The sequence below is a fragment of the Ramlibacter sp. PS4R-6 genome, assembly GCF_037572775.1.
Classification (GTDB): domain Bacteria; phylum Pseudomonadota; class Gammaproteobacteria; order Burkholderiales; family Burkholderiaceae_C; genus Ramlibacter.
In genome coordinates this window covers 2413618-2436175 of the sequence record NZ_JBBHKA010000001.1, presented here as the reverse complement: position 1 = coordinate 2436175, position 22558 = coordinate 2413618, and the positions used below count along the sequence as shown (strand labels likewise).

At 69.9% G+C, this 22558-nt stretch carries 20 protein-coding genes and 1 other RNA gene; 9 read left to right on the top strand and 12 right to left on the bottom strand.

All coding sequences use genetic code 11. From position 1 onward, the window contains the following. Position 1 precedes the first annotated feature (1 nt). The 6 genes from WG903_RS12080 to dnaX form a co-directional block, all read right to left on the bottom strand. Positions 2-811 (bottom strand): ABC transporter ATP-binding protein, encoded by an 810-nt coding sequence (locus WG903_RS12080; RefSeq protein WP_340075619.1) that lies wholly within the window; start codon positions 809-811, stop codon positions 2-4. A 102-nt stretch (positions 812-913) separates the two neighbouring features. Further along, positions 914-1957 (bottom strand): ABC transporter substrate-binding protein, encoded by a 1044-nt coding sequence (locus WG903_RS12075; RefSeq protein WP_340075617.1) that lies wholly within the window; start codon positions 1955-1957, stop codon positions 914-916. Positions 1958-2048: 91 nt separating this feature from the next. Then, a complete protein-coding gene (locus WG903_RS12070) occupies positions 2049-2459 on the bottom strand; it encodes an MAPEG family protein (protein WP_340075615.1) in 411 nt (136 codons plus the stop codon). A gap of 11 nt (positions 2460-2470) precedes the next feature. After that, on the bottom strand, positions 2471-3055 hold the full coding sequence (recR, locus tag WG903_RS12065; protein WP_340075613.1) for a recombination mediator RecR: 585 nt from the start codon (positions 3053-3055) through the stop codon (positions 2471-2473). Continuing rightward, the gene (locus WG903_RS12060; protein WP_340075611.1) at positions 3055-3378 is read right to left on the bottom strand and encodes a YbaB/EbfC family nucleoid-associated protein; all 324 of its coding nucleotides are present in this window, start codon (positions 3376-3378) and stop codon (positions 3055-3057) included. Before WG903_RS12060 ends, recR begins: the two co-directional genes overlap by 1 nt. Positions 3379-3399: 21 nt before the next feature. Further along, positions 3400-5145 (bottom strand): DNA polymerase III subunit gamma/tau, encoded by a 1746-nt coding sequence (dnaX, locus tag WG903_RS12055; protein WP_340075609.1) that lies wholly within the window; start codon positions 5143-5145, stop codon positions 3400-3402. Between the two features lie 63 nt (positions 5146-5208). Between dnaX and ffs the strand changes: the two genes are divergently transcribed. Both ffs and WG903_RS12045 read left to right on the top strand, forming a co-directional pair. Beyond that, positions 5209-5305: signal recognition particle sRNA small type (ffs, locus tag WG903_RS12050), an RNA gene on the top strand. 160 nt (positions 5306-5465) lie between these two features. Continuing rightward, a complete protein-coding gene (locus WG903_RS12045; protein ID WP_340075607.1) occupies positions 5466-6092 on the top strand; it encodes a hypothetical protein in 627 nt (208 codons plus the stop codon). On the opposite strand, the gene WG903_RS12040 is transcribed toward WG903_RS12045, so the two are convergent. Together WG903_RS12040 and WG903_RS12035 are read right to left on the bottom strand one after the other, a co-directional pair. Continuing rightward, positions 6093-9296 (bottom strand): UvrD-helicase domain-containing protein, encoded by a 3204-nt coding sequence (locus WG903_RS12040; protein ID WP_340075605.1) that lies wholly within the window; start codon positions 9294-9296, stop codon positions 6093-6095. It abuts the gene before it with no gap. Further along, positions 9293-11797, bottom strand: a complete 2505-nt coding sequence (locus WG903_RS12035) for a PD-(D/E)XK nuclease family protein (RefSeq protein WP_340075603.1) — start codon at positions 11795-11797, stop codon at positions 9293-9295. The genes WG903_RS12040 and WG903_RS12035 overlap by 4 nt, the downstream gene beginning before the upstream one ends. Positions 11798-11896: 99 nt before the next feature. On the opposite strand from WG903_RS12035, the gene trxA reads away from it, so the two are divergent. The 4 genes from trxA to WG903_RS12015 all read left to right on the top strand — a co-directional run bounded on the left by trxA (position 11897) and on the right by WG903_RS12015 (position 15252). Next, positions 11897-12229: a thioredoxin TrxA gene (trxA, locus tag WG903_RS12030; RefSeq protein ID WP_340075601.1), complete on the top strand. Its 333-nt coding sequence runs from the start codon at positions 11897-11899 to the stop codon at positions 12227-12229. Positions 12230-12414: 185 nt separating this feature from the next. Further along, the gene (gene rho / locus WG903_RS12025; protein ID WP_340075599.1) at positions 12415-13680 is read left to right on the top strand and encodes a transcription termination factor Rho; all 1266 of its coding nucleotides are present in this window, start codon (positions 12415-12417) and stop codon (positions 13678-13680) included. A gap of 43 nt (positions 13681-13723) precedes the next feature. Beyond that, the gene (locus WG903_RS12020; protein WP_340075597.1) at positions 13724-14485 is read left to right on the top strand and encodes an ABC transporter substrate-binding protein; all 762 of its coding nucleotides are present in this window, start codon (positions 13724-13726) and stop codon (positions 14483-14485) included. Continuing rightward, a complete protein-coding gene (locus tag WG903_RS12015) occupies positions 14482-15252 on the top strand; it encodes an amino acid ABC transporter permease (protein WP_340075595.1) in 771 nt (256 codons plus the stop codon). The genes WG903_RS12020 and WG903_RS12015 overlap by 4 nt, the downstream gene beginning before the upstream one ends. Here the strand turns inward: WG903_RS12015 and WG903_RS12010 are convergent. After that, positions 15246-16388 carry a DUF4214 domain-containing protein gene (locus tag WG903_RS12010; protein WP_340075593.1) on the bottom strand — a complete coding sequence of 381 codons (1143 nt, stop codon included), beginning with the start codon at positions 16386-16388 and terminating at the stop codon, positions 15246-15248. The two genes, WG903_RS12015 and WG903_RS12010, sit on opposite strands and share 7 nt — an antisense overlap. 149 nt (positions 16389-16537) lie before the next feature. Here WG903_RS12010 and WG903_RS12005 point away from each other — a divergent pair, with 149 nt between their 5' ends. From WG903_RS12005 to WG903_RS11995, 3 genes are all read left to right on the top strand, one after another. Then, the gene (locus WG903_RS12005) at positions 16538-16789 is read left to right on the top strand and encodes a type B 50S ribosomal protein L31 (protein ID WP_340075591.1); all 252 of its coding nucleotides are present in this window, start codon (positions 16538-16540) and stop codon (positions 16787-16789) included. 69 nt (positions 16790-16858) lie between these two features. Beyond that, positions 16859-18547 carry a hypothetical protein gene (locus tag WG903_RS12000; protein ID WP_340075589.1) on the top strand — a complete coding sequence of 563 codons (1689 nt, stop codon included), beginning with the start codon at positions 16859-16861 and terminating at the stop codon, positions 18545-18547. Beyond that, entirely contained in the window at positions 18544-19884 is a 1341-nt protein-coding gene (locus tag WG903_RS11995; RefSeq protein ID WP_340075587.1) for an MATE family efflux transporter, read from the top strand. Before WG903_RS12000 ends, WG903_RS11995 begins: the two co-directional genes overlap by 4 nt. On the opposite strand, the gene phoR is transcribed toward WG903_RS11995, so the two are convergent. Genes phoR through phoU form a run of 3 tightly spaced genes read right to left on the bottom strand, consistent with a single transcriptional unit; the run spans position 19835 to position 22550 of the window. Continuing rightward, positions 19835-21133 (bottom strand): phosphate regulon sensor histidine kinase PhoR, encoded by a 1299-nt coding sequence (gene phoR, locus WG903_RS11990; protein WP_340075584.1) that lies wholly within the window; start codon positions 21131-21133, stop codon positions 19835-19837. The genes WG903_RS11995 and phoR overlap by 50 nt on opposite strands. 23 nt (positions 21134-21156) lie before the next feature. Beyond that, positions 21157-21846, bottom strand: coding sequence for a phosphate regulon transcriptional regulator PhoB (gene phoB, locus WG903_RS11985; RefSeq protein ID WP_340075582.1), 690 nt, complete (start codon positions 21844-21846; stop codon positions 21157-21159). Continuing rightward, a complete protein-coding gene (gene phoU, locus WG903_RS11980; RefSeq protein WP_340075580.1) occupies positions 21843-22550 on the bottom strand; it encodes a phosphate signaling complex protein PhoU in 708 nt (235 codons plus the stop codon). Before phoU ends, phoB begins: the two co-directional genes overlap by 4 nt. Positions 22551-22558 lie beyond the last annotated feature (8 nt).

The window sequence follows — 22558 nt, the reverse complement described above, 5'->3', positions numbered from 1 at the left end:
GTCAGGCAGCCTTCTTCAGCTGCTGCGCGTAGCCCTTGAGGACTTCCTCGCGCAGCACGGCCCAGATCTGCGAGTGCAGCTCGACGAAGCGCGGGTGCGCGCGCACCTCGGCGACGTCGCGCGGGCGCGGCAGGTCGATCGCGAATTCGCCGATCGGCCGCGTCGCGGGCCCCGCGGACAGCACGACCACCCGGTCGCTCATTGCAATGGCTTCGTCGAGGTCGTGCGTGATGAAGAGAACCGCCTTGCGCTTGGCGGCCCACAGGGCCAGCACCTCGTTCTCCATGAGCTGGCGCGTCTGAATGTCGAGCGCCGAGAACGGCTCATCCATCAGGATGATGTCCGGGTCCAGCGCGAGCGTTTGCGCGAGCGCCGTGCGCTTGCGCATGCCGCCCGAGAGCTGGTGCGGGTAGCGGTCGGCGAAGTCGCGCAGGCCCACGCGTTCCAGCCAGGCCAGCGCCTGTTCGCGCGCCTGCTCGCGCGCGACGCCGTGGTACTCCAGCCCCACCATCACGTTCTCGATGGCGTTGCGCCAGGGCATGAGCGCCTCGGTCTGGAACATGTAGCCCGCGCGGCGGTTGAGGCCTTGCAGCGGTTCGCCGAAGACGCGCACCTCGCCGGCCGATGGCGCCAGCAGGCCGGCCGCGATGTTCAGGAGGGTGGACTTGCCGCAGCCCGTGGGCCCGACAACGGAGACGAATTCCCCGGCGCCCACCTGCATCGAGGTGTCGGCGACAGCGGTGTAGCGCTCGCCCGCTTCGCGCGAGCGGAAGGTGACGGTCAGGTCCTTGAACTCCAGCGCGGCCTGCATGTTGCGGAGGATAGCGCTAGATGATCTGCTCCCTCTCCCCCTCGGGGGAGAGGGATGGGGTGAGGGGGTTCGTGATGCCGCCGCGGGGCGTGAGGCGCAGCCTCACGCCTTGTACTTGTCCTTGGCGCGGCGGGCGAAGTCGTTGGTGTACGTCCTCGCGAGGTCGATCTTCTGCGGCTGCACCTCGGGCTCGAAGCTCGCGAGCGCGCGCAGCGCCGTCTTCGGGCCGTCCTCGGGCAGCAGGCCGTCGAGCGCGATGGCTTCGCGGATCTTGTTGAACGACGCGAGGTACAGCGCCCGGTCGCCGAGCAGGTAGGTCTCGGGCACCGTCTTGATGATGTCGCTGGGGCCCGCGGTCTGCAGCCACTTCAGGCCGCGCACCACCGCGTTGGCGAGCGCCTGGCAGGTGTTGGGGTTGGCCTTGATGAAGTCGGCCCGCGTGTACAGGCACGCCGCCGGCATGGTGCCGCCGAAGACGTCCTGCGCGCCCTTGAGCGTGCGGGTGTCGCTGATGATCTTCACGTCGCCCTTCTGCTCGAGCATCGTCATGATCGGGTCGGTGTTGCTGATCGCGTCGATCTGGCCCGCGCGCATCGCGGCGATCGCGCCAGAGGACGTGCCCACGCCGACGAAGCTGACGTCGCTGGCCTTCACGCCCGCGCGCGACAGCACGAGGTTGGCCACCATGTTGGTCGACGAGCCCGGCGCCGAGACGCCGATTTTCTTGCCCTTGAGGTCGGCGGGCCCGCGGTAGTTGGGAAGGGCCTTGGGCGACACGCCCATGGAAATCTGTGGCGCGCGGCCCATCAGGACGAACTCCTGGATGAACTGGTTGCGCGCCTGCATGTTGATCGTGTGCTCGTAGGCGCCGTTGACGATGTCGGCGGAGCCGCCCATGAGGGCCTGCAGCGCCTTGGCGCCGCCGGCGAAGTCGGAGATCTCGACGTCCAGCCCCTCGGCCTTGAAGTAGCCCAGCTGTTCGGAGATGGTCAGCGGAAGGTAGTAGAAGGCCGCCTTGCCGCCGACGGCCAGCGAAATCCTGGTTTTTTCCGGGCGCGGCTGCGCGCGCAGCGCGGGCGCGGCGACGGCGGCTGCCGCCAGTGCGGCGCCGGCGGTGAAGGTGCGGCGCGAGAGGTCCGTGGTCATGGCTGGCTACCCTGCTTCTTGTTTTCTTCGAGGGTAGTTCGCGCCCCAGCGCCCCGCATCGGGACCATCCCCTGCGGGTTTCCACGTAACTTCAGCGGAATCCGGCGAAGAAGATGGCGATGTTGACGATCAGCGCGAGGAACCAGATGACCGAGCGCGCCGTCGGCAGGCCGCCCACGTACATCGCCACGAAGACGATGCGCAGCGTGACGAACAGCACCGCGAGGATGTCGACGATGCCCTGCGGTGCCTTGAGCTGGTGCGCCACGATGACGGCGCCGATAAAGAACGGCAGCGCCTCGAAGGTGTTGGCCTGCGCGGCGTTGGCGCGCGCCTGCCAGTCGGTCTGCCTGGCCAGCCACGCCCGCGGGTCGGCGTTGTCGAAGCCGCCCTCGCGCCGCGGCTTGCCGACCCCGGGTCCCTTCGCGAGGGCGACGCAGACGAACGGCAGCATCGCCGCGATGAACACGCACCAGTACGCAATGGTGAAATGCGGAAGCATCCTCGTCTCCTCTACCTGCGGTCGACCAGTGCGTGCGCGATGGTGCCCAGGTCCACGTATTCGAGTTCGCTGCCGGCCGGCACCCCGCGCGCGAGGCGCGTGACCTTCAGCCCGCGGGCTTTCAGCGCCTCGCCGATCACGTGCGCGGTGGCTTCGCCTTCGGCCGTGAAGTTGGTTGCCAGGATCACCTCCTGCACCAGGCCGTCGCCGGCACGTTCGAAGAGCTTGGCCAGGCCGATGTCCTTCGGGCCCACGCCGTCGAGCGGGCTCAGCTTGCCCATGAGCACGAAGTACAAGCCCTTGTAGGCCGACGTGCGCTCCACCGCCGCCTGGTCGGCGGGCGTTTCCACCACGCACAGCTTGCTGGCGTCGCGCTGGGGGTCGCGGCAGGTGGAACACACCTCCGCTTCGGTGAAGGTGTGGCAGCGGCTGCAGTGGCGGATGTCGGCGGCCGCGCGCTCGAGCGACTGCGCCAGCTGCGCCATGCCCGTGCGGTCGTGCTGCAGCAGGTGGAAGGCCATGCGCGACGCCGACTTGACGCCCACGCCGGGCAGGCGGCGCAGCCCTTCGATGAGCGCGTCGAGGGCCGAGGGCATCAGAACGGCAGCTTCATCCCGGGCGGGAGGCCGGCGGTGATCTTGCCGAGCTTCTCCTGCGAGGTCTCCTCCGCCTTGCGCACGGCGGCGTTGAAGGCGGCGGCCACCAGGTCCTCGAGCATGTCCTTGTCGTCGGCGAGCAGGCTGGGGTCGATCTGCACGCGCTTGACGTCGTGCTTGCAGGTCATCGTGACCTTCACGAGGCCGGAGCCGGATTCGCCGCTGACCTCGATGGTGGCGAGCTCATCCTGCGCCTTCTTCAGGTTGTCCTGCATGGCCTGGGCCTGCTTCATGAGGCCGGCGAGCTGTCCCTTGTTGAACATGGTGTGCTTTCGTTGGTTCCGTCAGTGGGGCTTGATGCTGCCCGGCACGATTCTCGCGCCGAAGTCGCGCATCAGGTCCTGAACGAAGGGATCGTTCAGGATGATGTCTTCCGCCGCCTTCTGGCGCGCGGCGGCCGCGGCGTTGTTGCGCCGCGCGGGGCTGTCGGTCACGGCTCCGACTTCGACGCCCAGGCGGACGTCGTGGCCGGCCGCCTTCAGCGCCGCCTGCAGCCGCTCGCGGCTGGCGCCCTGGTTGAGCGACTCGCGCTCCACGCGCAGCATCCAGTGGCCCTCGTCGCGCGCGACCAGCTGCGACTGCAGCGCGAGCTCGCGCACCAGCGCCGTCACGGCTTCGCGCGCGATGAGCTCCTGCACCAGGCCGTGCCAGAAATCGCCTTCGGGCGTGGGCGTGTAGGCGGTGGCGGGGGCCGGTGTCTCGCGCGTGGGCTCGGCCTGCACGCGCACCGGCACGCCCATCACGTCCGAACCCGTCCGCCCGCCCGGCGGCACGGGCCGCGCCGTCGGCTGCACGCGCTGCGGCTTCGGTTCGACGACGGGCAGCACGCGCCCGGGCGGTGCGGCGACGGCTGAGGTGGTCATCGCAGGCGCCGACGCGCGGGCGGGCGCCACGGCCGCGCGCGGCGCGGCGTCATTCAGAGTTTTTTTTTGCGCAGGCTTGAACGCCAGCAGCCGCAGCAGGACCATCGTGAGGGCCGCGTATTCGTCCGCCGCCAGGCCCAGTTCCGCCCGGCCGTTGAGGCACATGCTGTAGAGCAGCTGCGTCTCGTCGGGGGGCATGGCCGCCGCCAGGCGCGCGATCTGCGCCGTTTCCTCGTCGCCGTCGTCGGCGGAGCCGGGCACGGCCTGGATCACGGCCATGCGCTGCAGCACCGCGCACATCTCTTCCAGGGTCGAGCCCGCGGACCACCCGTGTTCGCGCAGCTGGTCGGAGATGTCCACCACGGTCTTGCCGTCGCCTTCGGCCAGCGCCTTCACCAGCTTGAACACGTGGCTGCGGTCGACGCTGCCCAGCATCTGGCGCACGCCGGCCTCTTCGATCTTGCCGCTGCCGTAGGCGATGGCCTGGTCGGTGAGCGACAGCGCATCGCGCATCGAGCCGCGCGCCGCACGCGCGAGCAGGCGCAAGGCGTGCGCATCGGCCGGCACGCCTTCGGCCTGCAGCACCCGGTCGAGGTGCACGTGCACGGTCTCGGGCGCCATGGGCCGCAGGTTGAACTGGAGGCAACGCGACAGCACGGTGACGGGCACCTTCTGCGGGTCGGTCGTCGCCAGCACGAACTTGAGGTATTCGGGCGGCTCTTCCAGCGTCTTGAGCATCGCGTTGAACGCGTGGCCCGTGAGCATGTGCACTTCGTCGATCATGAAGACCTTGAAGCGCCCCTGCACCGGCTTGTACACGGCCTGCTCGAGCAGCGCCTGCACCTCGTCAACGCCGCGGTTGGAGGCGGCGTCCAGCTCGGTGTAGTCGACGAAGCGCCCGGCGTCGATGTCCAGGCAGGGCTGGCACACGCCGCAGGGCGAGGCGGTGATGCCGCCGTTGCCGTCGGGCCCGACGCAGTTGAGCGACTTGGCGAGGATGCGCGAGACGGTGGTCTTGCCGATGCCGCGCGTGCCCGTGAACAGGTACGCATGGTGCAGCCTCTGGCTGCTGAGCGCGTTCGTCAGGGCCTGCACCACGTGCTCCTGGCCGACCATCTCCGGGAAGGTCCGCGGCCGGTACTTGCGGGCGAGCACGACGTACGACATCGCGCGCATTCTACGTGCCGCATCGCGCCCGTCCGCCGTGCGCGCACCCGTACAATCGCCAGTGACGGGCCTCCCCGCATGGGGAAGCGGCCAACCGGGTCAGGTGGGGAACCAAGCAGCCCTAACTGTGGACCCAGTGCCGGGGGTAAGGCTCGTCACTTCCCCTCTTTTCCCTCCTCCTGTCCCGTTCGGACTAGTCCGCCCCGTGCGGCGTCCCGCAGGCCCTGCGCGCCCTAGCCGACCGTGCGTCCCGCCAGCGTCCGACAAGCTGAGCGTTTGACTCCTCCTACGCTTGCGGCAGCAGTCCGGGAGGTTCCATCATGTTTGCGATCCTTGCGCATTTCCCCACGGGTTCCGCCATTGCGGTGCCCCTGGCAACGATCGCCATGCTCCTGGCGAGTGCCAACGCATCCGCGGCACGTTCGGACCGCGCCGAAAGCGCGGGCGAAGCCGTGCTGGTGGCGGCCGCCGACCTGCCGCGCCCGCAGCTCGAAGTCTCGGCCTCCACCCTGCCCCGCTTCGACAACGTCGACGCCAACACGCAGACGGCCCGCATCGACATGCGGCTGATGTCGGCCAAGCAAAGCGGCCTGGGCCTGGCCCTGGGCATGAACAACGCCACCGGCGCGCAGCCCGGCACGATCGCCACGCTGGCGCCCGCGCGCTCGGTGGACCTGGGCGTGCACTGGCGCTACACGTTCGACAGCAACTACCGCTTCGACGTCACGGCCTACCGCCGCATGCCCAATGCCGACGCCATCAGCCTGATCGAAAGCCGCGACCCGACCTACGGCGCGCGCGTGGAGATGGGCTTCGGTTCGACCAGCACGCGCAAGGGCTTCGTCGCCGACCGCGGCTTCGTCGGCCTGCAGCTCGAAGGCGGGGCGCGCCTGGCCGTCAAGCGCAAGAACGGCGGGCCGATGTTCTACTACCGCAACCAGTTCTGATCAGGGCACGAGCACCAGCTTGCCCTGTGCGGTGAGGAAGGCCGCGCGCACCGTTTCCCCCGGATGGATCGCCTGCAGCGCGGCGCGGTAACGCTGCATCTGCGCGAGCTTGGCCGCGTCGTCCTCGGGACGCGCGGCACTCTTGTAGTCGAGCACCCACCATTCGCCGGCGCGCCGCACGAGCCGGTCGATGCGCAGCAGTTCCCCCGCGTGGTGCAAGGGCACTTCGTCGGCATGCCACTCCACGACGGACGAATCCCAGGCCCAACCCCCTTCGCCACGCACGATGCGTTCGGCCATGCGCGCCGCCTGCTCGGCCTGCGCGCGCTCCAGCGCGAACTGGCGTGCGATGCGCCGCAGCTGCGCCGGCGTCGCAGCGCCGGCGCCGGCCGTCTCCAGCAGGCGGTGCATCGCCTGCCCCATCCGCGACTCGAGCGAATCCCGCGCCGCCGGGGCGAGTGTTTCCGTTCGCTCGGGCAAAGCGGCGATCTGCGGCAGCACGAAATGCTCGTGCGATCCCGTCGTTGCGAGCGGTGCGCCCACCGGCACTTCGACCTCGGTGGCCAGCCCTTCCAGCCGCCGCCACCAGCTGCCGGCGTTCACGCTGGTGGGCTCGGCCGCGGACACCACCAGTTCGCGCCGCGCACGCGTCATCGCGACGTACAGCATGTTGAGGTCTTCGCGCTGGCGCAGGCCCAGCTCGATGCCCAGTGCTTCCACATGGCACGGCGGCGGCTTCGATTCGCTGGCGATGAACGAAAAGCGCCAAGGCGCCGGCGCTTCACCCGGCCATTCGACGACGACGCCCATGCTCTCGGGCTGCTGCGGCCGCGCATCGGTGTCCAGCATTACCACGACATCGGCTTCCAGGCCCTTCGCGCCGTGCACCGTGAGCAGGCTGACGGCATCGCCGGCCTGCATCGCGGGCGCCTCGAGCCCGCCTGCCTTGAGCGCGCGGACGAAGGCATAGGGCGTCGGGTAGCGCCCGCCGTTCCACGCCAGCGCGGCGCCCAGCAGGGCGCGCAACCGCGCGAGCACCAGCGGGCGCAGAGCCACCGGCGAGGCGGCGCCGAAGCGCGCCAGCACGTCGCCCTCGGCGAAGATCGCCGCGAGGGCATCGTGCGGGGGCAGCGCGTCCACGCGCACTTTCCACGCAGCGAGGCGGCGGCCCGCATCGCGGACGGGCGCCGGCATCGCCTCTTGCTGGACCAGCTCGAACCACGACAGCAGCGGCTGCGCGCGCGCGGCCAGCGCGATCGTGACAAGCGCGTCGTCGCCGAGCCCGAACAGCGGCGACTTGAGCACGCGCGCCAGCGACAGGTCGTGGCCCGTCGAGACCAGCACGTCCAGCAACGCGACCACGTCCTGCACCTCGGGGGCATCGCACAGATCCGTGCGCTCGGGCTGCAGGGCCGGCACGTGCAAGGCGCGCAGTTCCGCCTCCATCACCGTCAACCGGTCGCGCTTGCGCGCCAGCACCATGATCTGGCCGGGTGGCACGCCCGCGGCAATGCGTGCGGCGATCCACGCCGCGGCCTGCCGGCTCTCGAGCGCGACCAGCTTTTCTTCCGGCAGCTCGCGCGGCGTCACCAGGCTGTCGCGCCATGCGGCGCCGCCAGCCGCTTCCGGCCGCACCAGGGCGCCGCGGCCCACGTACGGCAGGCGCGAGACGAAGCCGCGCTCACGCGATTCGGTCGTGTGCGCGCGGAAGCTGTCGTATTGGTGCGCGTCCTGCGCCGCGGACATCGCGCTGTTCACCGCCGCGAGGACGTCGGGCGAATTGCGGTGCGTGTGGTCGCAGCTGAGCACGTCGCCGCCGATTTCCTCGATGAACCCCTGCGCCGCGCGGAACACCTGCGGCTCCGCGCGCCGGAAGCGGTAGATGCTCTGCTTGGGGTCGCCGACGAGGAACACGCTGGGGCCGGAGCCCGCGCCCCCGTACGACTGCAGCCACGAATGCAGCGCCTGCCATTGCAGCGGGTTCGTGTCCTGGAATTCGTCGATCAGCAAATGGCGCGTGCGCGCATCGAGCCTTTCCTGCACCCAGCCCGAGAGCACGGGGTCGGCCAGCATCGACAGGGCGGCCCGCTCGACGTCGTTCATGTCGATCCAGCCGCGTTCGCGCTTGAGCTGCGCGTACTGCTCGAGCGCGATGCGCGCGAGCCTGGTCAGGCGCTGCTGGTGCAACCACGCTTCGTGCTGGCGCCGCGCCTCGCAGATCGCCTGCAGTTCGCGTTCGGCCTCCTGCGCTGCCGCAAAACCGGACAGGTGGTGCGTGAGGCGGTCCTCGTCGGCGGTAAAGAACGCCTTGCGCAGCACGCGGAACCGCTGGTCGAGGTCGTCCGCGAAGAAGGCCGTGGCGATGGCGTCGGCAGCCGTGCGCGGTGTCTTGTTCTTCTCCACGGCGAGGGCACGCGCGTGCGCCGCCCAGCGGCCGGCGGCGACGTCCCCGTCGAGCATGGCCTCCGGCGCCGGCATCCCGGCGAATGCTGGGAACTGCTCGCCGAAGGGCTTGACCGAGGCTTCGGGCACACCTCTCTCGTCGGCCAGCGCGAATTCCGTGCGCTTCTGGATGGCCGCCTTCAGCGCGTTCTGCGTCTGCGAACGCCCGTACGCCGCGACCGACGCCTCGTAGTCGGCGCGCGCCGCCTCGTCGCGCGCGACCGCCGTGTAGAAGCGCCGCCACACGAGTTCGATCGCGTCCTGGTCGCGCTCCAGCAGCTCGTAGTTGGCGGGCAGGCGCAGCTCTTCGAGGACCGCGAGCGGCGCATTGCGCAGCAGCGCGGCGAACCAGCTGTGGAAGGTCCGCACCTGCACGGGCCGCCCGCCCGCAAGCACGCGCGCCTGCAGGCCGCGCAGCGCCGCCACCTGCACATCGTCCGGATGGGCGACGCCGCGCAGGACCAGCGCCTCGCGCAGCTTGTCGTCGGGGCAGTTGCTGAAATCCGCCAGCCACTCGTGCAGGCGGTCGCGCATCTCGCCGGCCGCCTTCTTGGTGAACGTGATGGCGAGGATCTCGTGCGGCTGCGCCCCGTCCAGCAAGGCGCGCAACATGCGCGAGACGAGCATCCAGGTCTTGCCGGCGCCGGCGCAGGCTTCCACCGCGACGCTGCGCCGCGGGTCGCAGGCGATCTCGTAGAAGCGCTCGCGGCTGACGCGCTGCCGGTTGTGCTCGTACGCGAGCGGCGTGCCGCGCGCGCTCACGGCCAGAAGTCCTTGCGGCACAGGCCGCGCGCGCCGCACCAGTCGCAGGCCTTGCCCTCGCCCAGCGCCGGCAGGGGGGCGCCCTGGCCGATGCGGCGGAAGTCGGCGGCGATGCCGGCCAGCAGCATGTCGCGCGCCGCGGCGACCTCCCCCTGCTCGACGGTTTTCGTTTCGCCGCGCTCGCCGATGTTGACGTAGGCCGCGCGCAGGTCTTCATCGCCCAGCAGCGCGGCGTAGAAGGCGAGCTGCGTGTCCTCGCCCGGCTGCTTCACGCGGGCCTGGCTGGTCGCGAGGCTCTCGGTCTTGTAGTCCATCACCATCCGGCCGCCCGCACGCAAGGTGTCGATGCGGTCGACGCGGCCCAGGAGCTGCACGCCTGCGTGTTCCAGCGTGTGCTGGCTCTCCGCCGCCTGGAAGGTCGCTCCCTCCTTCGCCTCGTGTTTCGCCAGCCACGCCAGGTAGCCTTCGCGCGCCTGCGCCCACGCGGCGCGGAAGGGCAGGAACTCGCCTTCGTCCAGGCGCATCTCGCGCATGACCTGCTCCGCCGCTTCGTCGAGCAGCTCGCGCCGCGGCGCCGAGGCGTCGCGTGCGAGGCGTTCGTGGAACGCGTTGAGCACGCGGTGCAGCCAGTTGCCGAAGTCGCGCTTGTCCACGTCGACGTCGATCTCGTCGGGCTCGCGCAGCGCGAGTTGCCGCAGCGCGAAGAAGCGGTAGGGGCACTTGCGCAGGTCCTCGTAGGCGCTGGCGGAAAGCGACGCCAGGGGCAGCGCGTGCGCCGCCGGAACCGGGCGCGAGGTGGGCTGCACGGCGACTTCCCGCTGCGTGCGCGGGTCGGAGCCCTGGGCCGCGGCACGCGCCAGCACGAGCTCCTGGACCAGCGTTGCCGGCAGCACGGCTTCGCCGCTCTCGTCGGCGCACCGCCACAGGATGTCGCCGTGCGGCGCCTGCAGCGCCTGGCGCCAGGCCTCGCGCGTTTCGCGCTCCAGCGCCTGCCGTGTCGGGAGCCCGAGCGCCTCGCGCTGCGCGGGTGTCCAGACCCCTGCGGGGTCGGGCGACGCGGGCAAGCGCGCCTCGTCGCAGCCGGGCACCACCAGCGCCGCGAAAGGCCGGCCCAGCAGCTGGTGGAAGGGCAGGATCACCACCTGCGCATCGGCAGCCCCGGGCGGGCGGAAATTCTCCGCCTCCAGGATGTCGTTGGCCCATGCGACGAATTCGGCAAGGCCCATCCGGCGGCGCGCGGGCGGGAACGCGTCGAGCTCGGCGCGGTCCGACTCCGCAAGGCGCAGCGCCGCGATCACCTGCTGGCCGGCCGCATCGCCCTCGAGCGCGCGCCACTGGCCGCTGCCCTGGAGAACCGATCGCCACTGCGCGAGCCATTGCGGCAGCGGCCGCGCTTCCTGCATCGCCTCACGCGCGGCCTGGACGAAGTCGAAGACGACCTGTTGCCCGTCGCCGAGGTCCGAGGCCAGCACGTGCCGCCATTCGCGCGTGCCGTTGCGGCGCACGCGGCGCTCCAGCGCCAGCACCGAAGCCGGGGCGTGCACGGGTGAGTTCTTGAGCCAGTCGATCACCGCGTCGGAACTCGCGGCGTGGAGCGCCGTGCGCAACGCGAGCATCGCGTGCGCGCCGGCACGCGTGGTGGACAGCTTCCACCCCGTCTCGTCGCGGAGGGTGGCGTGGCCCTGTTCGAGCAGGGCACGGATGCGGCGCGTGAGCTGGCGGTCGACCGCGGCGAGCGCCACCGGGACGCGGCCTTCGCGGACGTGCTGCAGGACGCAGGCGGCGGCGCGCTCGGCCTCGTCCGCCGGATCGCCCGCTTCGTGCAAGGTGATGGCGCCCATGGCACCGTCCGCCTGCAGCCTCACGACATGCGCCTTGTCGCCGTGGGCGCGCGCGAGTGCGAGCGGCAAGGGTTCGTCACGCAGTCCTTGCGCGACCACGATCAGCTCGGTGCCCGCCGATGGCACGAGCAAGGAGTCGGTGGCGAAGGACGAGGCCGCGACCCACTCCACCGCGATGCTCGCCACGGCCGCCTCGTGCGCGAGCACGGGCGCATCGAACGCGGCAGCCAGCGAATGGCGCGCGCGCGCCGCCCACGCTCCTCGCGCCGCGGGCTCGATCGCGGCCGCGACCGGGGCCAGTTGCCCCGCCGCTTCGGCCAGCCGCGGCGCGAGCAGGTCGGCCTGCGCGCCCAGCCCCGCGCGCTCCAGCAGCGAACGCGCCGCGAGCAGGTCGCGCGCAAGTTCGCCGCAAAAGTCGTCGACGCCGGGCTCGAACGCGGCGCCGGCGCTCCAGGTTGCGGTGGTTTCGAAGCGGGGCATGAAGCCCAGGGGCGAAACGCGGGCCCAGGCCTCGCGGGCCGGCTGCAGGAGGTGCACGAAAGGCAGCAGCACGACGGTGCGCGCCGGGTGCGCGCCATGGCGCTCGATGAGCTCGCCCACACGGCTCATCAGGCCGGCCAGGGGGCTGCCGGCGTGATGGGTTTCCGCTATCGCATCCATAGCGGGGCCGACTGCACCCTCACGCCTTGGGGGGACTTGGTTTCTGACACAATGACCCGACTGTAGCGGCTACCCGCAGCACCCAAAAGGAAAGATTCCATGGCCAGCGACCTGATCAAGCATGTCTCCGACGCCACCTTCGAATCCGACGTCCTGAACGCCGGCAAGCCGGTCCTGGTGGACTACTGGGCCGAGTGGTGCGGCCCCTGCAAGATGATCGCGCCGATCCTCGACGAAGTGGCCGGCACCTACGGCGACAAGCTGCAGGTGGCCAAGATGAACGTCGACGAGAACCGCGAGATCCCCGCCAAGTTCGGCATCCGCGGCATCCCGACGCTGATGCTGTTCAAGAATGGCGAGCTCGCCGCCACCAAGGTGGGCGCGATGAGCAAGGCGCAGCTCACGGCCTTCCTGGACCAGCAGCTGAGCTAAAACGTTAGCAAGCTAACGCCATGAAAGATGGGGCCTTCACGGCCCCATTTGTTTGTCTATAATTTGCCCGACAGCGCCGGAAGCCACGAGCCAGCCGGCCCCGTCGACCGCCCCGAGGCACCCCGCCTCGCTCCGGCTCCCCTCCCCCAGACATTCCAACAAGAAACTCCGACGCGGAGTCCCTCATGCACCTGAACGAACTCAAGGCACTGCACGTCTCCGAAGTCCTGAAGCAAGCGGAGGAGCTCGAGATCGAGAACACCGGCCGCATGCGCAAGCAGGAGCTGATGTTCGCGATCATCAAGAAGCGCGCGCGTGCCGGCGAGCAGGTCTTCGCGGACGGCGTGCTGGAAATCCTGCCCGACGGCTTCGGCTTCCTGCGCAGCCCGGACACGAGCTACACCGCGAGCACGGACGACATCTACATCTCGCCCTCGCAGGTGCGCCGCTTCAACCTGCACACCGGCGACATGATCGAGGGCGAGGTCCGCACGCCCAAGGACGGCGAGCGCTACTTCGCCCTCACCAAGCTGGACAAGGTCAACGGCCGCGCGCCCGAGGACAACAAGCACAAGGTGATGTTCGAGAACCTGACGCCGCTGTTCCCGAAGGAGCAGATGCGGCTGGAGCGCGACAACCTCAAGGCCGAGGAGAACCTCACGGCCCGCATCATCGACATCATCGCGCCCATCGGCAAGGGCCAGCGCGCGCTGATCGTCGCGCCGCCCAAGAGCGGCAAGACAGTGATGATGCAGCACATCGCGCACGCCATCGCCGCCAACTACCCGGACAGCTACATGATGGTGCTGCTGGTGGACGAGCGTCCCGAGGAAGTGACCGACATGCAGCGCTCGGTGAAGGGCGAGGTCATCGCCTCCACCTTCGACGAGCCCGCCGCGCGCCACGTGCACGTGGCCGAGATGGTCATCGAGCGCGCCAAGCGCCTCGTCGAACTCAAGCAGGACGTCGTCATCCTGCTGGACTCGATCACCCGCCTCGCCCGCGCCTACAACAACGTCGTGCCCTCCTCGGGCAAGGTGCTCACCGGCGGCGTGGACGCCAACGCGCTGCAGCGCCCCAAGCGCTTCCTGGGCGCCGCGCGCAACGTCGAAGAAGGCGGTTCGCTCACCATCATCGCCACCGCGCTGATCGACACCGGCTCGCGCATGGACGAAGTGATCTTCGAGGAGTTCAAGGGCACCGGCAACTGCGAACTGCACCTGGACCGGCGCCTGTACGAAAAGCGCGTCTTCCCCTCGATCCAGCTCAATCGCTCCGGCACCCGCCGCGAGGAGCTCCTGCTGGCCCCCGAGGTGCTGCAGAAGACCCGCATCCTGCGCCAGTTCATGTACAACATGGACGAGATCGAGGCCATGGAGATGGTCCTCAAGTCGATGAAGGCCACGAAGTCGAACGTGGAGTTCTTCGACATGATGCGCCGCGGCGGGTAAGCCCGCATCGCGCCCTGCCGCCCGCTGGCTACACTCCGGGCGCATGAAGACCCGTCGCACTTTTCTCTTAGCCGCGGCTGCCGTCGCCACGACCGGCGCCTGGGCCCGCCCCCTCGACGCCATCAAGAAGAGCGGCAAGCTGGTGGCCGCCACCGAAGGCGCCTTCACCCCGTTCAACTACTTCGACGGCGCCAAGCTCACCGGCTTCGAGGTCGAGGTCGCCGAACTCATGGCGAAGAAGATGGGGCTGGCGATCGAATGGAAGACCGTCGGCTTCGACGCCCTGCTCACGGGCCTGGCGCAGGACCGCTGGGACCTGGTGATCGCCTCCCACGGCATCACCGACGAGCGCGCCAAGGCCGTGACCTTCACCGCGCCCCACTACTGCTCGGGCGGCATGATCGTGGCGAAGGACGCCAAGATCAAGACGGCCAAGGACCTCACGGGCAAGACAGTGGGCGTGCAGACCGGCACCACCTACTTGTCCAACGTGCAGAAGCTCGGCACGGCGAAGGAGGTGCGCAACTTCCCTTCGGATGCGGACGCGCGTTCCGCGCTCGCCGCCGGCCGCGTGGATGCGTGGGTCACCGACCGCTTCACCGCCATCGAGTCGGCGCGCAAGAACCCGCAGCTCAAATTGAACCTGGGTGCCCTGCTCTTCACCGAGCAGATCGCCGCTGCGGCAGCCAAGGGCAACACCACGCTCGCACAGGCGTGGAACGATGCGCTGGCCAAGGCCATGGCCGACGGCTCCTACGCGGCCCTGTCGAAGAAGTATTTCGGCGAAGACGTGCGCTGCAAGTGATCGTCGCGCTGTGGCCCGCGTCGTGGACGCGCCAGGCGCGCAGCAACGCCACGCTGGCCGCGACGGCCTTCCTGCTGGTCGCCGCGCTGTGGGCGCTGGGCGCCGTTCTCTCCCTCCTGCCTGAACCGATCGGCAACAACGCCGAGCAGTTCGCCCTGGGCGCGCGCACGACCTTGTGGCTCACGGTCCTGTCCGGCGCGATCGGGCTCGTCCTCGGCCTGGTTGCGGCGCTGGCGAAGACGTCGAACAACGCCTTCCTGCGTTCCGCGGCGTCCTTCTACATCTGGCTGATCCGCGGCACGCCGCTGCTGGTGCAGATCCTCTTCGTCTACTTCGCGCTGCCCGTGCTCGTGCCGGCGCTGGTGCTGCCCGACTTCGCCGCCGCGGTGATCGCGCTGGCTGTCAACGTCGGCGCCTACAACGCCGAGGCGATCCGCGGCGCGCTGCTCGCGGTGCCGCAGGGCCAGCGCTACGCCGCCACTGCGCTGGGCATGGCCCCGCGGCAGGTGCTGGGCTGGGTCATCCTGCCGCAGGCGGCGCGCGTGGCCATGCCGCCCCTGGCGAGCAACGTCGTCGCCCTGCTGAAGGATTCGTCGCTGGCGTTCGCCATCGGCGTCGTGGAGCTCACGAACGTGGGCAACCGCGTGCAGGCCGTGAGTTTCCAGCCGGTCGCCACGTTGGCGACCACGGCGTGCATCTACCTGCTGCTCACCACCTTGCTCACGCAGGTCTCCGGCGCGCTGGAGCACCGGCTCGAGCGTCAGTAGAGGCTGAAGCCGTCGTTCACGCCGATCAGCGCCACGGCGTTGGCAGTGCTCGTGGACGTTACCGCGTCGACGATCGCCATGCCCTGCGTGATGTTGGCCGCGGAGGTGTTGAACACCAGGCCGTCGGAGATCGCGAACAGCTTGCCCACGGCGATCTTGTTGTCCAGCAGGTCGGCGACGAAGCCGAAGGTCGCGTCGCCCTTGAACGTGTGAGCGGAAGCCAGCATCTCGGCCACCATGCCGCCGCGGCCGGACGTCTCCAGCCGCGCCGTCCAGAAGGCCAGGCCTTCCGCATCCGGCGAAGAGCGGCCCAGCACGTTCTGGTACACGTGCGTCACGAAGGCGCCGTTGCTCATGTTCGCGGTGTAGCCCGTGAGGTCGCCGAACTGCACCGCCGCTTCGTAGAACGACTGCCCGATCTGGTCCAGCGTGCGTCCGGCCTGCAGCTGCGCGATCCAGAAGGCCATGCCGTCCGCGTCCGGCACGCGGTCGATGTAGGCGATGTACAGCTCCACCAGCGAATCGAGCTGGGCGCCGGAGATCCCGTGCGCCGCCGCGCCTATGCCCAGGTTCACGCTCAGGTCGGAGAACTGAAGGCGCTCGATGGCGCCCACGCTTTGCGTCCCTGTCCCCGTGCCGCTCACCGTGTAGCCGCCGGCCGCGGCCGCAACCGTGTACCCCGAGCGCGCGCCGGCGAAAGAGGCGACGTCCTCGGTCGGCGCCGCGCCGGCCAGGCCCAGGGCGGCGTTGAACTGGAATTCGTCGTGAAAGGTGTATTCCACGTCGTAGCCGGTCAGCAGCGTGTAGTCGACGGCGTAGCCGCCGTGCCCCGCCAGCGAGTACTGCCCGTTGGCGAAGGCGAGGGTCAGGGCGCCGCCCAGGACGCCGCCCCCCGCCAGCGTGATGGCCCAGGGGCCGTCGTTGTCGCCCGTGCCGGTGAGGGTGCCTGAGATCGACTTCGAGCCCGACGTGCCATAGAACACGTCCGAGTCCCGGTAGGTGCCGGCGAACGACCAGGTCCCCGTGATGGTGCCGTCGGCGTTGCCCGTGATGGCTGCCGTGAAGGTGCCGGTGGTGCTCAGGCGGCCCTGGGTGCCCGATGCGCTGCCGCTGAGGGTGACGGTTGCGAAACTCATGGGGATTCCTTGGCAATGGCGCCGCGGAGTGTGGGAAACCGCCCCGCTTCCCGCAAACCGGCCTGCCCGGCTATAATGGCGGGCTTCCCCCAGTGGTAAGTAGCAGGTGTTACCCGCCTGCCGGCTGCCGCACCAGACCCAAGGACACCATGAAAGAAGGCATTCACCCCAACTACCGCGAAGTGCTCTTCGTGGACCTTTCGAACGGATTCAAGTTCGTGACGCGCTCGTGCGTCGCGACCAAGGAAACGGGCAAGACGGACGACGGCCGCGAGCTGCCGCTCTTCAAGCTGGACACCTCCAGCGAGTCGCACCCCTTCTACACCGGCACCCAGAAGTCCGTGGACAACATGGGCGGCCGCGTCGAGAAGTTCCGCAACCGCTTCGGCACGAAGAAGTAAACCCGCTTCGCGCACGCAAAGGGCAGCTTCGGCTGCCCTTTTCATTTGCGCACCGATAATGCGCGTCGAGTGAACCAGCCCACCCCCGCCATCGTCGCCGAGGACGCGGTGCGCCGCCTGCCCCGGCTGGCCCTGATCCTCTTCTGCACGGCCTACGTCCTGCCCGGCTTCGTCGGCCGCGAGCCCTGGAAGAGCCAGGACATCACGGGCTTCGGCTACATGTTCGAGCTGGCCCGCGGCGGGGCGTCGTGGCTGTCGCCCACGCTGATGGGCCAGGCGCCCGAATTCGACGCCCTGCTGCCCTACTGGCTGGGCGCCTGGGCCATGCGCCTCGCGCCGGGCTGGATCGCACCGGACTTCGCCGCGCGGCTGCCTTTCATCGCGCTGCTGGTGCTGACGCTCACGGCCACGTGGTACGGCGTCTACTACCTCGCGCGCAGCCCTCAGGCCCAGCCCGTGCCTTTCGCCTTCGGCGGCGAAGCCAAGCCGACGGACTACGCTCGCGCGGTCGCCGACGGCGGCTTGCTGGCGGTGGTCGCGACGCTGGGCCTGGCGCAGTTCTCGCACGAGACCACGCCTTCGCTGGCCCAACTCGCCTTCACCGCGACCGCGTTCTACGGCATCGCGGCGCTGCGCTACCGCCCGTGGAGCGCGACCGCGGGGCTCGTCATCGGCCTCGTGGCGCTGTCGCTGAGCGGCGCGCCGACCATGGCCGTGCTGTTCGCCGTGGGCGGCATCGTCGTCGTGCTCGTTGACCGGCACCCGGACCCGGCGGCGGTCCTGGAGCCCGGCGTGCGTGCAGCGCTCGTCGCCGGGGCCATCGCCATCACCGTCGCCGTGTCGACCGCGCTGGGCCTGTGGCAATGGCGCATGACCCCTGCCGGCATTCCGCACGAGTGGCGCAGCTTCGGCCGCCTGTTGGTGTGGTTCACGTGGCCCGCATGGCCGCTGGCGCTGTGGACGCTGTGGCGCTGGCGGCTGCAGCTCACGAGCCGCCACGTAGCCGTGCCGTTGTGGTTCGTCGTGGTGTCGCTGCTGACGACCGTCTTCACGCCCTCGTCGGACCGCTCGCTGCTGCTGGCGCTGCCGGCGCTGGCCGCGCTCGCGGCGTTCTCGCTGCCGACGCTCAGCCGCAGCGTGTCGGCCCTGATCGACTGGTTCTCGCTGATCTTCTTCAGCATCTGCGCGATCACGGTGTGGGTGGTGTGGCTGTCGCTGCACACGGGCATCCCGGCCAAGCCGGCGCAGAACGTCGCGAGGCTCGCGCCTGGCTTCGTGCCCACCTTCTCGCTCATCGCCCTGGTCGCGGCGATCGCGGCGACGCTGGCGTGGTTCTGGCTGGTGCGCTGGCGCACGGGCCGCCACCGCCCGGTGATCTGGAAGAGCCTGGTGCTGCCCGCGGCCGGAACGGCGCTGCTGTGGGTGCTGTTCATGACGCTGTGGCTGCCCGCGCTGGACTACGCGCGCAGCTACGTGCCGCTGGTGCGCAACGTGCAGAAGCTGATGGACCGCCCCGGCTGCGTCGAGCAGCTGGGCCTGTCGCGCGCCCAGGCCACCGCGTTCATGTACCACGGCGCGATGGACTTGCGCCACGCGACGCACGAAGGCGCCTGCCCGTGGCTGCTTCTGTCCGCGCCGATGCAGGCCTCTGCGCACCTCGCGCTCGACATGAAGGCCTGGCAGCCCGTGGCGAGCGTGCGCCGGCCTTCCGACAGCGACGAGAACGTGCTGCTGTACCGCAGGGCCGCCGCGAAGTGAGCGAGCTGCGGACGATCGCCCGGCACGCGTCGACGGTGCTGGTGGGGCAGCTGGCCGTGATGGCTTTCGGCGTCACCGACACCATCGTCGCGGGCCGCTACTCGGAACACGCGCTGGCGGCCCTGTCGGTCGGCGCCGCCGTGTACGTGACCGTCTTCGTCGCGCTCATCGGCGTGCTGCAAGCCTTGCTGCCCACCTGGGCGGAGCTGCACGGCGCGCAGAAGCGCCACGAGCTCGGCAAGTCGGTGCGGCAGTCGCTCTACCTCGCGGGCATCGGCACCGTGGTGGGGACCACGGCCCTGCTCTTTCCCGGCACGCTCCTGCACTGGACGGAAGTGCCGGCCACGCTGGAAGGCGACGTGCTGCGCTACCTGGGCGTGCTCACCTTCGCGCTGCCCGCGTCGCTGCTGTTTCGCCTGTACGGCACGCTGAACCAGAGCCTGGGCCACCCGCGCATCGTCACCGTGCTGCAGGCGCTGTCCCTGGTGATCAAGGTGCCGCTCACGATCTGGTTCTGTTTCGGCGGCCTCGGCCTGCCCGAAATGGGCGCCGTGGGCTGTGCGTGGGCCACCGTGGCCGTGCAATGGCTGATGGTCGCCGTCTCGATGTGGCTCGTGAAGACACAGGACTTCTACAAACCCTACGCCATCTGGCAGCGGCTGGAGCGGCCGCATTGGCCCACCATCGGCGCCTTCGCGCGCCTGGGCGTGCCCGGCGGCCTGGCGGTGATGGTGGAAGTCACGTCGTTCACGCTGATGGCCCTCTTCATCGCGCGCCAGGGGGCGGTCGCGTCGGCGGCGCACCAGGTCACGGCGAACGTCGCCGCGGTGATGTACATGGTGCCCCTGTCGCTGTCGATCGCGACCAGCGCGCGCGTGAGCTACTGGCTGGGCGCAGGCGACCCGAAGCTGGCGCGCCGAGCGATCCGCACGGGCTTCAAGATCGCCCTGGGCATGGCCCTCGCCATGGCGTCGGCCGTCTTCCTCGCGCGCGGCTGGATCGCTTCGGCCTACTCGCCCAACCCCGAGGTGGTACGGATCGCTTCGGGCCTGTTCGCCGTGCTGGCGCTGTTCCACCTGGGCGATTCCTCGCAGGCGATGTGCGTGTTCGTGCTGCGCTGCTACCGCGTCGTCATCGCGCCGCTGGTGACCTATTGCGTGCTGCTGTGGGGCGTGGGGCTGGCGGGCGGCTACGCGCTGGCGTACCTCGGGCTCGGCCCCTTCGCCGCGCAGAATTCGCCGGCAGCGTTCTGGGTCGCCGCCGCGCTGGCGCTGCTGATGGTGCCGCCTATCCTGGCTGCGATTCTGTGGCGGGCCGTTCGCTCATACCCGGGCTGACCGCGGGGCGCACCCGCGAAGCGGGCAGGACGATCGCGAACGTCGAACCCGAACCCGGTGCGCTGTCGATCTTCAGCTCCGCCCCATGGCGCTGCACCACGTGCTTGACGATGGCCAGGCCCAGCCCCGTGCCGCCGGTCTCGCGCGAGCGGCTGCGGTCGACGCGGTAGAAGCGTTCGGTCAGGCGCGCGATGTGTTCGGCCGCGATGCCGGGGCCGCTGTCCTTCACCGAGAACTCCGCGCGGCCGCCGTCCAGCGGCTGCCAGCGCACCTCGATGCGCCCGCCGCCCGGCGTGTAGCGCACGGCGTTGGAAAGCAGGTTCGACATCGCGCTTTGCAGTTCGCTCAACGACCCCGAGACGTCGATCGCGGGCACCGGGTGGAACAGGAATTCGTGCGGCCGGCCGGGCGACAGCACGCCGGACAGCGACCTTGCCTCCTGCTCCGATTGCGCCAGAAGCGTGCCCACCGGCAGCCAGTCGCCCATGCCCGGCGGCGGGCTGCCTTCCAGCTTCGACAGCGTCAGCAGGTCGTTCACCAGCGTCTGCATGCGCTGCGCCTGCTGCGACATCATGGCGAGGTAGCGCGAGCGCTCGTCGGCGTCGAGCGGCAGCGTCTGCAGCGTCTCGACGAAACCGGCCAGCACCGTGAGCGGCGTGCGGATCTCGTGCGACACGTTGGCGACGAAGTCGCGCCGCATTGCTTCGGCCTGCTCCATCGCCGTGACGTCGCGGCTCAGGATCAAGCGGCGGCTGCCCGCATAGGGATGCGCCTGCACCGACAGCTTGCGCGGCGCCGAGCCCGCGACGGGCGTCGCCAGCACCACGTCGCGCGTGTAGTTCCACGAGGCCATGTAGGCGGCGAACACCGGGTCGCGCACGAGGTTGCCGATGTACTGCAACCGGTCGCGCGCGGCATCGAAGCCGAAGTGCGAGGCCGCCGTCTGGTTGCACCACTCGATGCGGCCGTTCTCGTCCAGCAGCACCACGCCGTTGGGCGAGTTCTCCAGGGCGACCAGGAACTCCTCGAGCCGCGCCTGGCTTTCCCTCAGGCGCTCGTCGCGCTCGCGCAGCAGCTTGGCGATGCGCTGCGCGGCCTCGCCCCAGTTGCCGCCGACCCGCGCCGGCAGGGCCACGGGCGCGCCCTGGCGCAGCGACTGCAGCACGCGGCGCGCACGGGCGTGCTCCAGCGCCCACCGCACCCCCAGCACGAGGGCCAGCGCGCCGAGAAGCCACACCGCAAGGTCCATCCCGGCAGGTTATCAGGTGCGCTTCAGGCCTGCGCGGAGAGGCGGTAGCCCGCCCCGCGCACGGTTTCGATCATCTGGCCGCCGTCGCCGAGCGACTCGCGCAAGCGCTTGATGTGGACGTCCACCGTGCGTTCCTCGATGAACACATGGTCGCCCCAGACCTTGTCGAGCAATTGCCCCCGGCTGTGGACCCGCTCGGGGTGCTTCATGAGGTAGTGCAACAGCTTGAACTCGGTCGGGCCGAGCTTGACGGGCTCGCCCTGCCAGGCCGCGCGGTGCGTGGACGCGTCGAGCGACAGGCTGCCGATGGTCACCGTGTCGTGCACGTTCTCCGGCGAGCGGCGGCGCAGCACGGCGCGGATGCGCGCCAGCATCTCCTGCGTCGAGAAGGGCTTGGTGATGTAGTCGTCGGCGCCGGCGTCCAGGCCGGCCACCTTGTCCGGCTCGTCGCCGCGCGCCGTCAGCATCAGGATCGGGACGGCCTTGGTGCGCGATTCGCGACGCCACTTGCGCGCCAGCTCGATGCCCGGCTGGCCGGGCAGCATCCAGTCCAGCAGGATCGCATCGGGCAGGACCGCCTCGAGCTCGCGCTGGGCGGCGATGCCGTCCTCGGCCCACACCGGCTGGAAGCCGTTGTGGCGCAGGTTGACGGCGATGAGTTCCGCGATCGAAGGCTCGTCCTCGACGATCAGGATGCGGGGCTGCTGTTTCATTGAACCGCGGATTCGACCTGTGCGAGCGAAGTATGGCGCACGTCGGCGCCCTTGACGACGTAGATGATGAATTCGGCGATGTTCTTGGCGTGGTCGCCGATGCGCTCGATGGCCTTGGCCAGGAACAGCAGGTCCAGGCTGGGCGAGATCGTGCGCGGGTCTTCCATCATGTAGGTGATGAGCTTGCGCACGAAGCCGTCGAATTCCTGGTCGATCAGGTCGTCTTCCTTCAGGATCGCCAGGGCCGCCTGCACGTCCAGGCGGGCGAAGGCGTCCAGCGCCTTGCGCAGCTGGCCCGAGGCCAGTTCGGCCTCGACCTTCAGCTCGGAAGCCGGCAGCGTGCGCGCCGCGCCGGCGTTCTTCTCGACGATCGACTTGACCATGCGGGCGATCTTCGCCGCCTCGTCGCCCACGCGCTCGAGGTTGGCCGTGGTCTTGGAGATGGCGATGAGCAGGCGCAGGTCGCGCGCAGTCGGCTGGCGCCGGGCGATGATGGACGAGAGCTCGCGGTCGATCTCCACTTCCATCGCGTTCACGCGCTGCTCGATCTCCATCACCTGCGCCGCCGCTTCGGTGCTGTACTGCGACAGGGCGTAGATCGCCTGGCGGATCTGCGACTCGACGAGGCCCCCCAGCTCCATCACGCGCGAGGAGACGGCGTTGAGCTCGGTGTCGAACTGCGTTGAAAGGTGCTTGTCGGACATGGCGATGT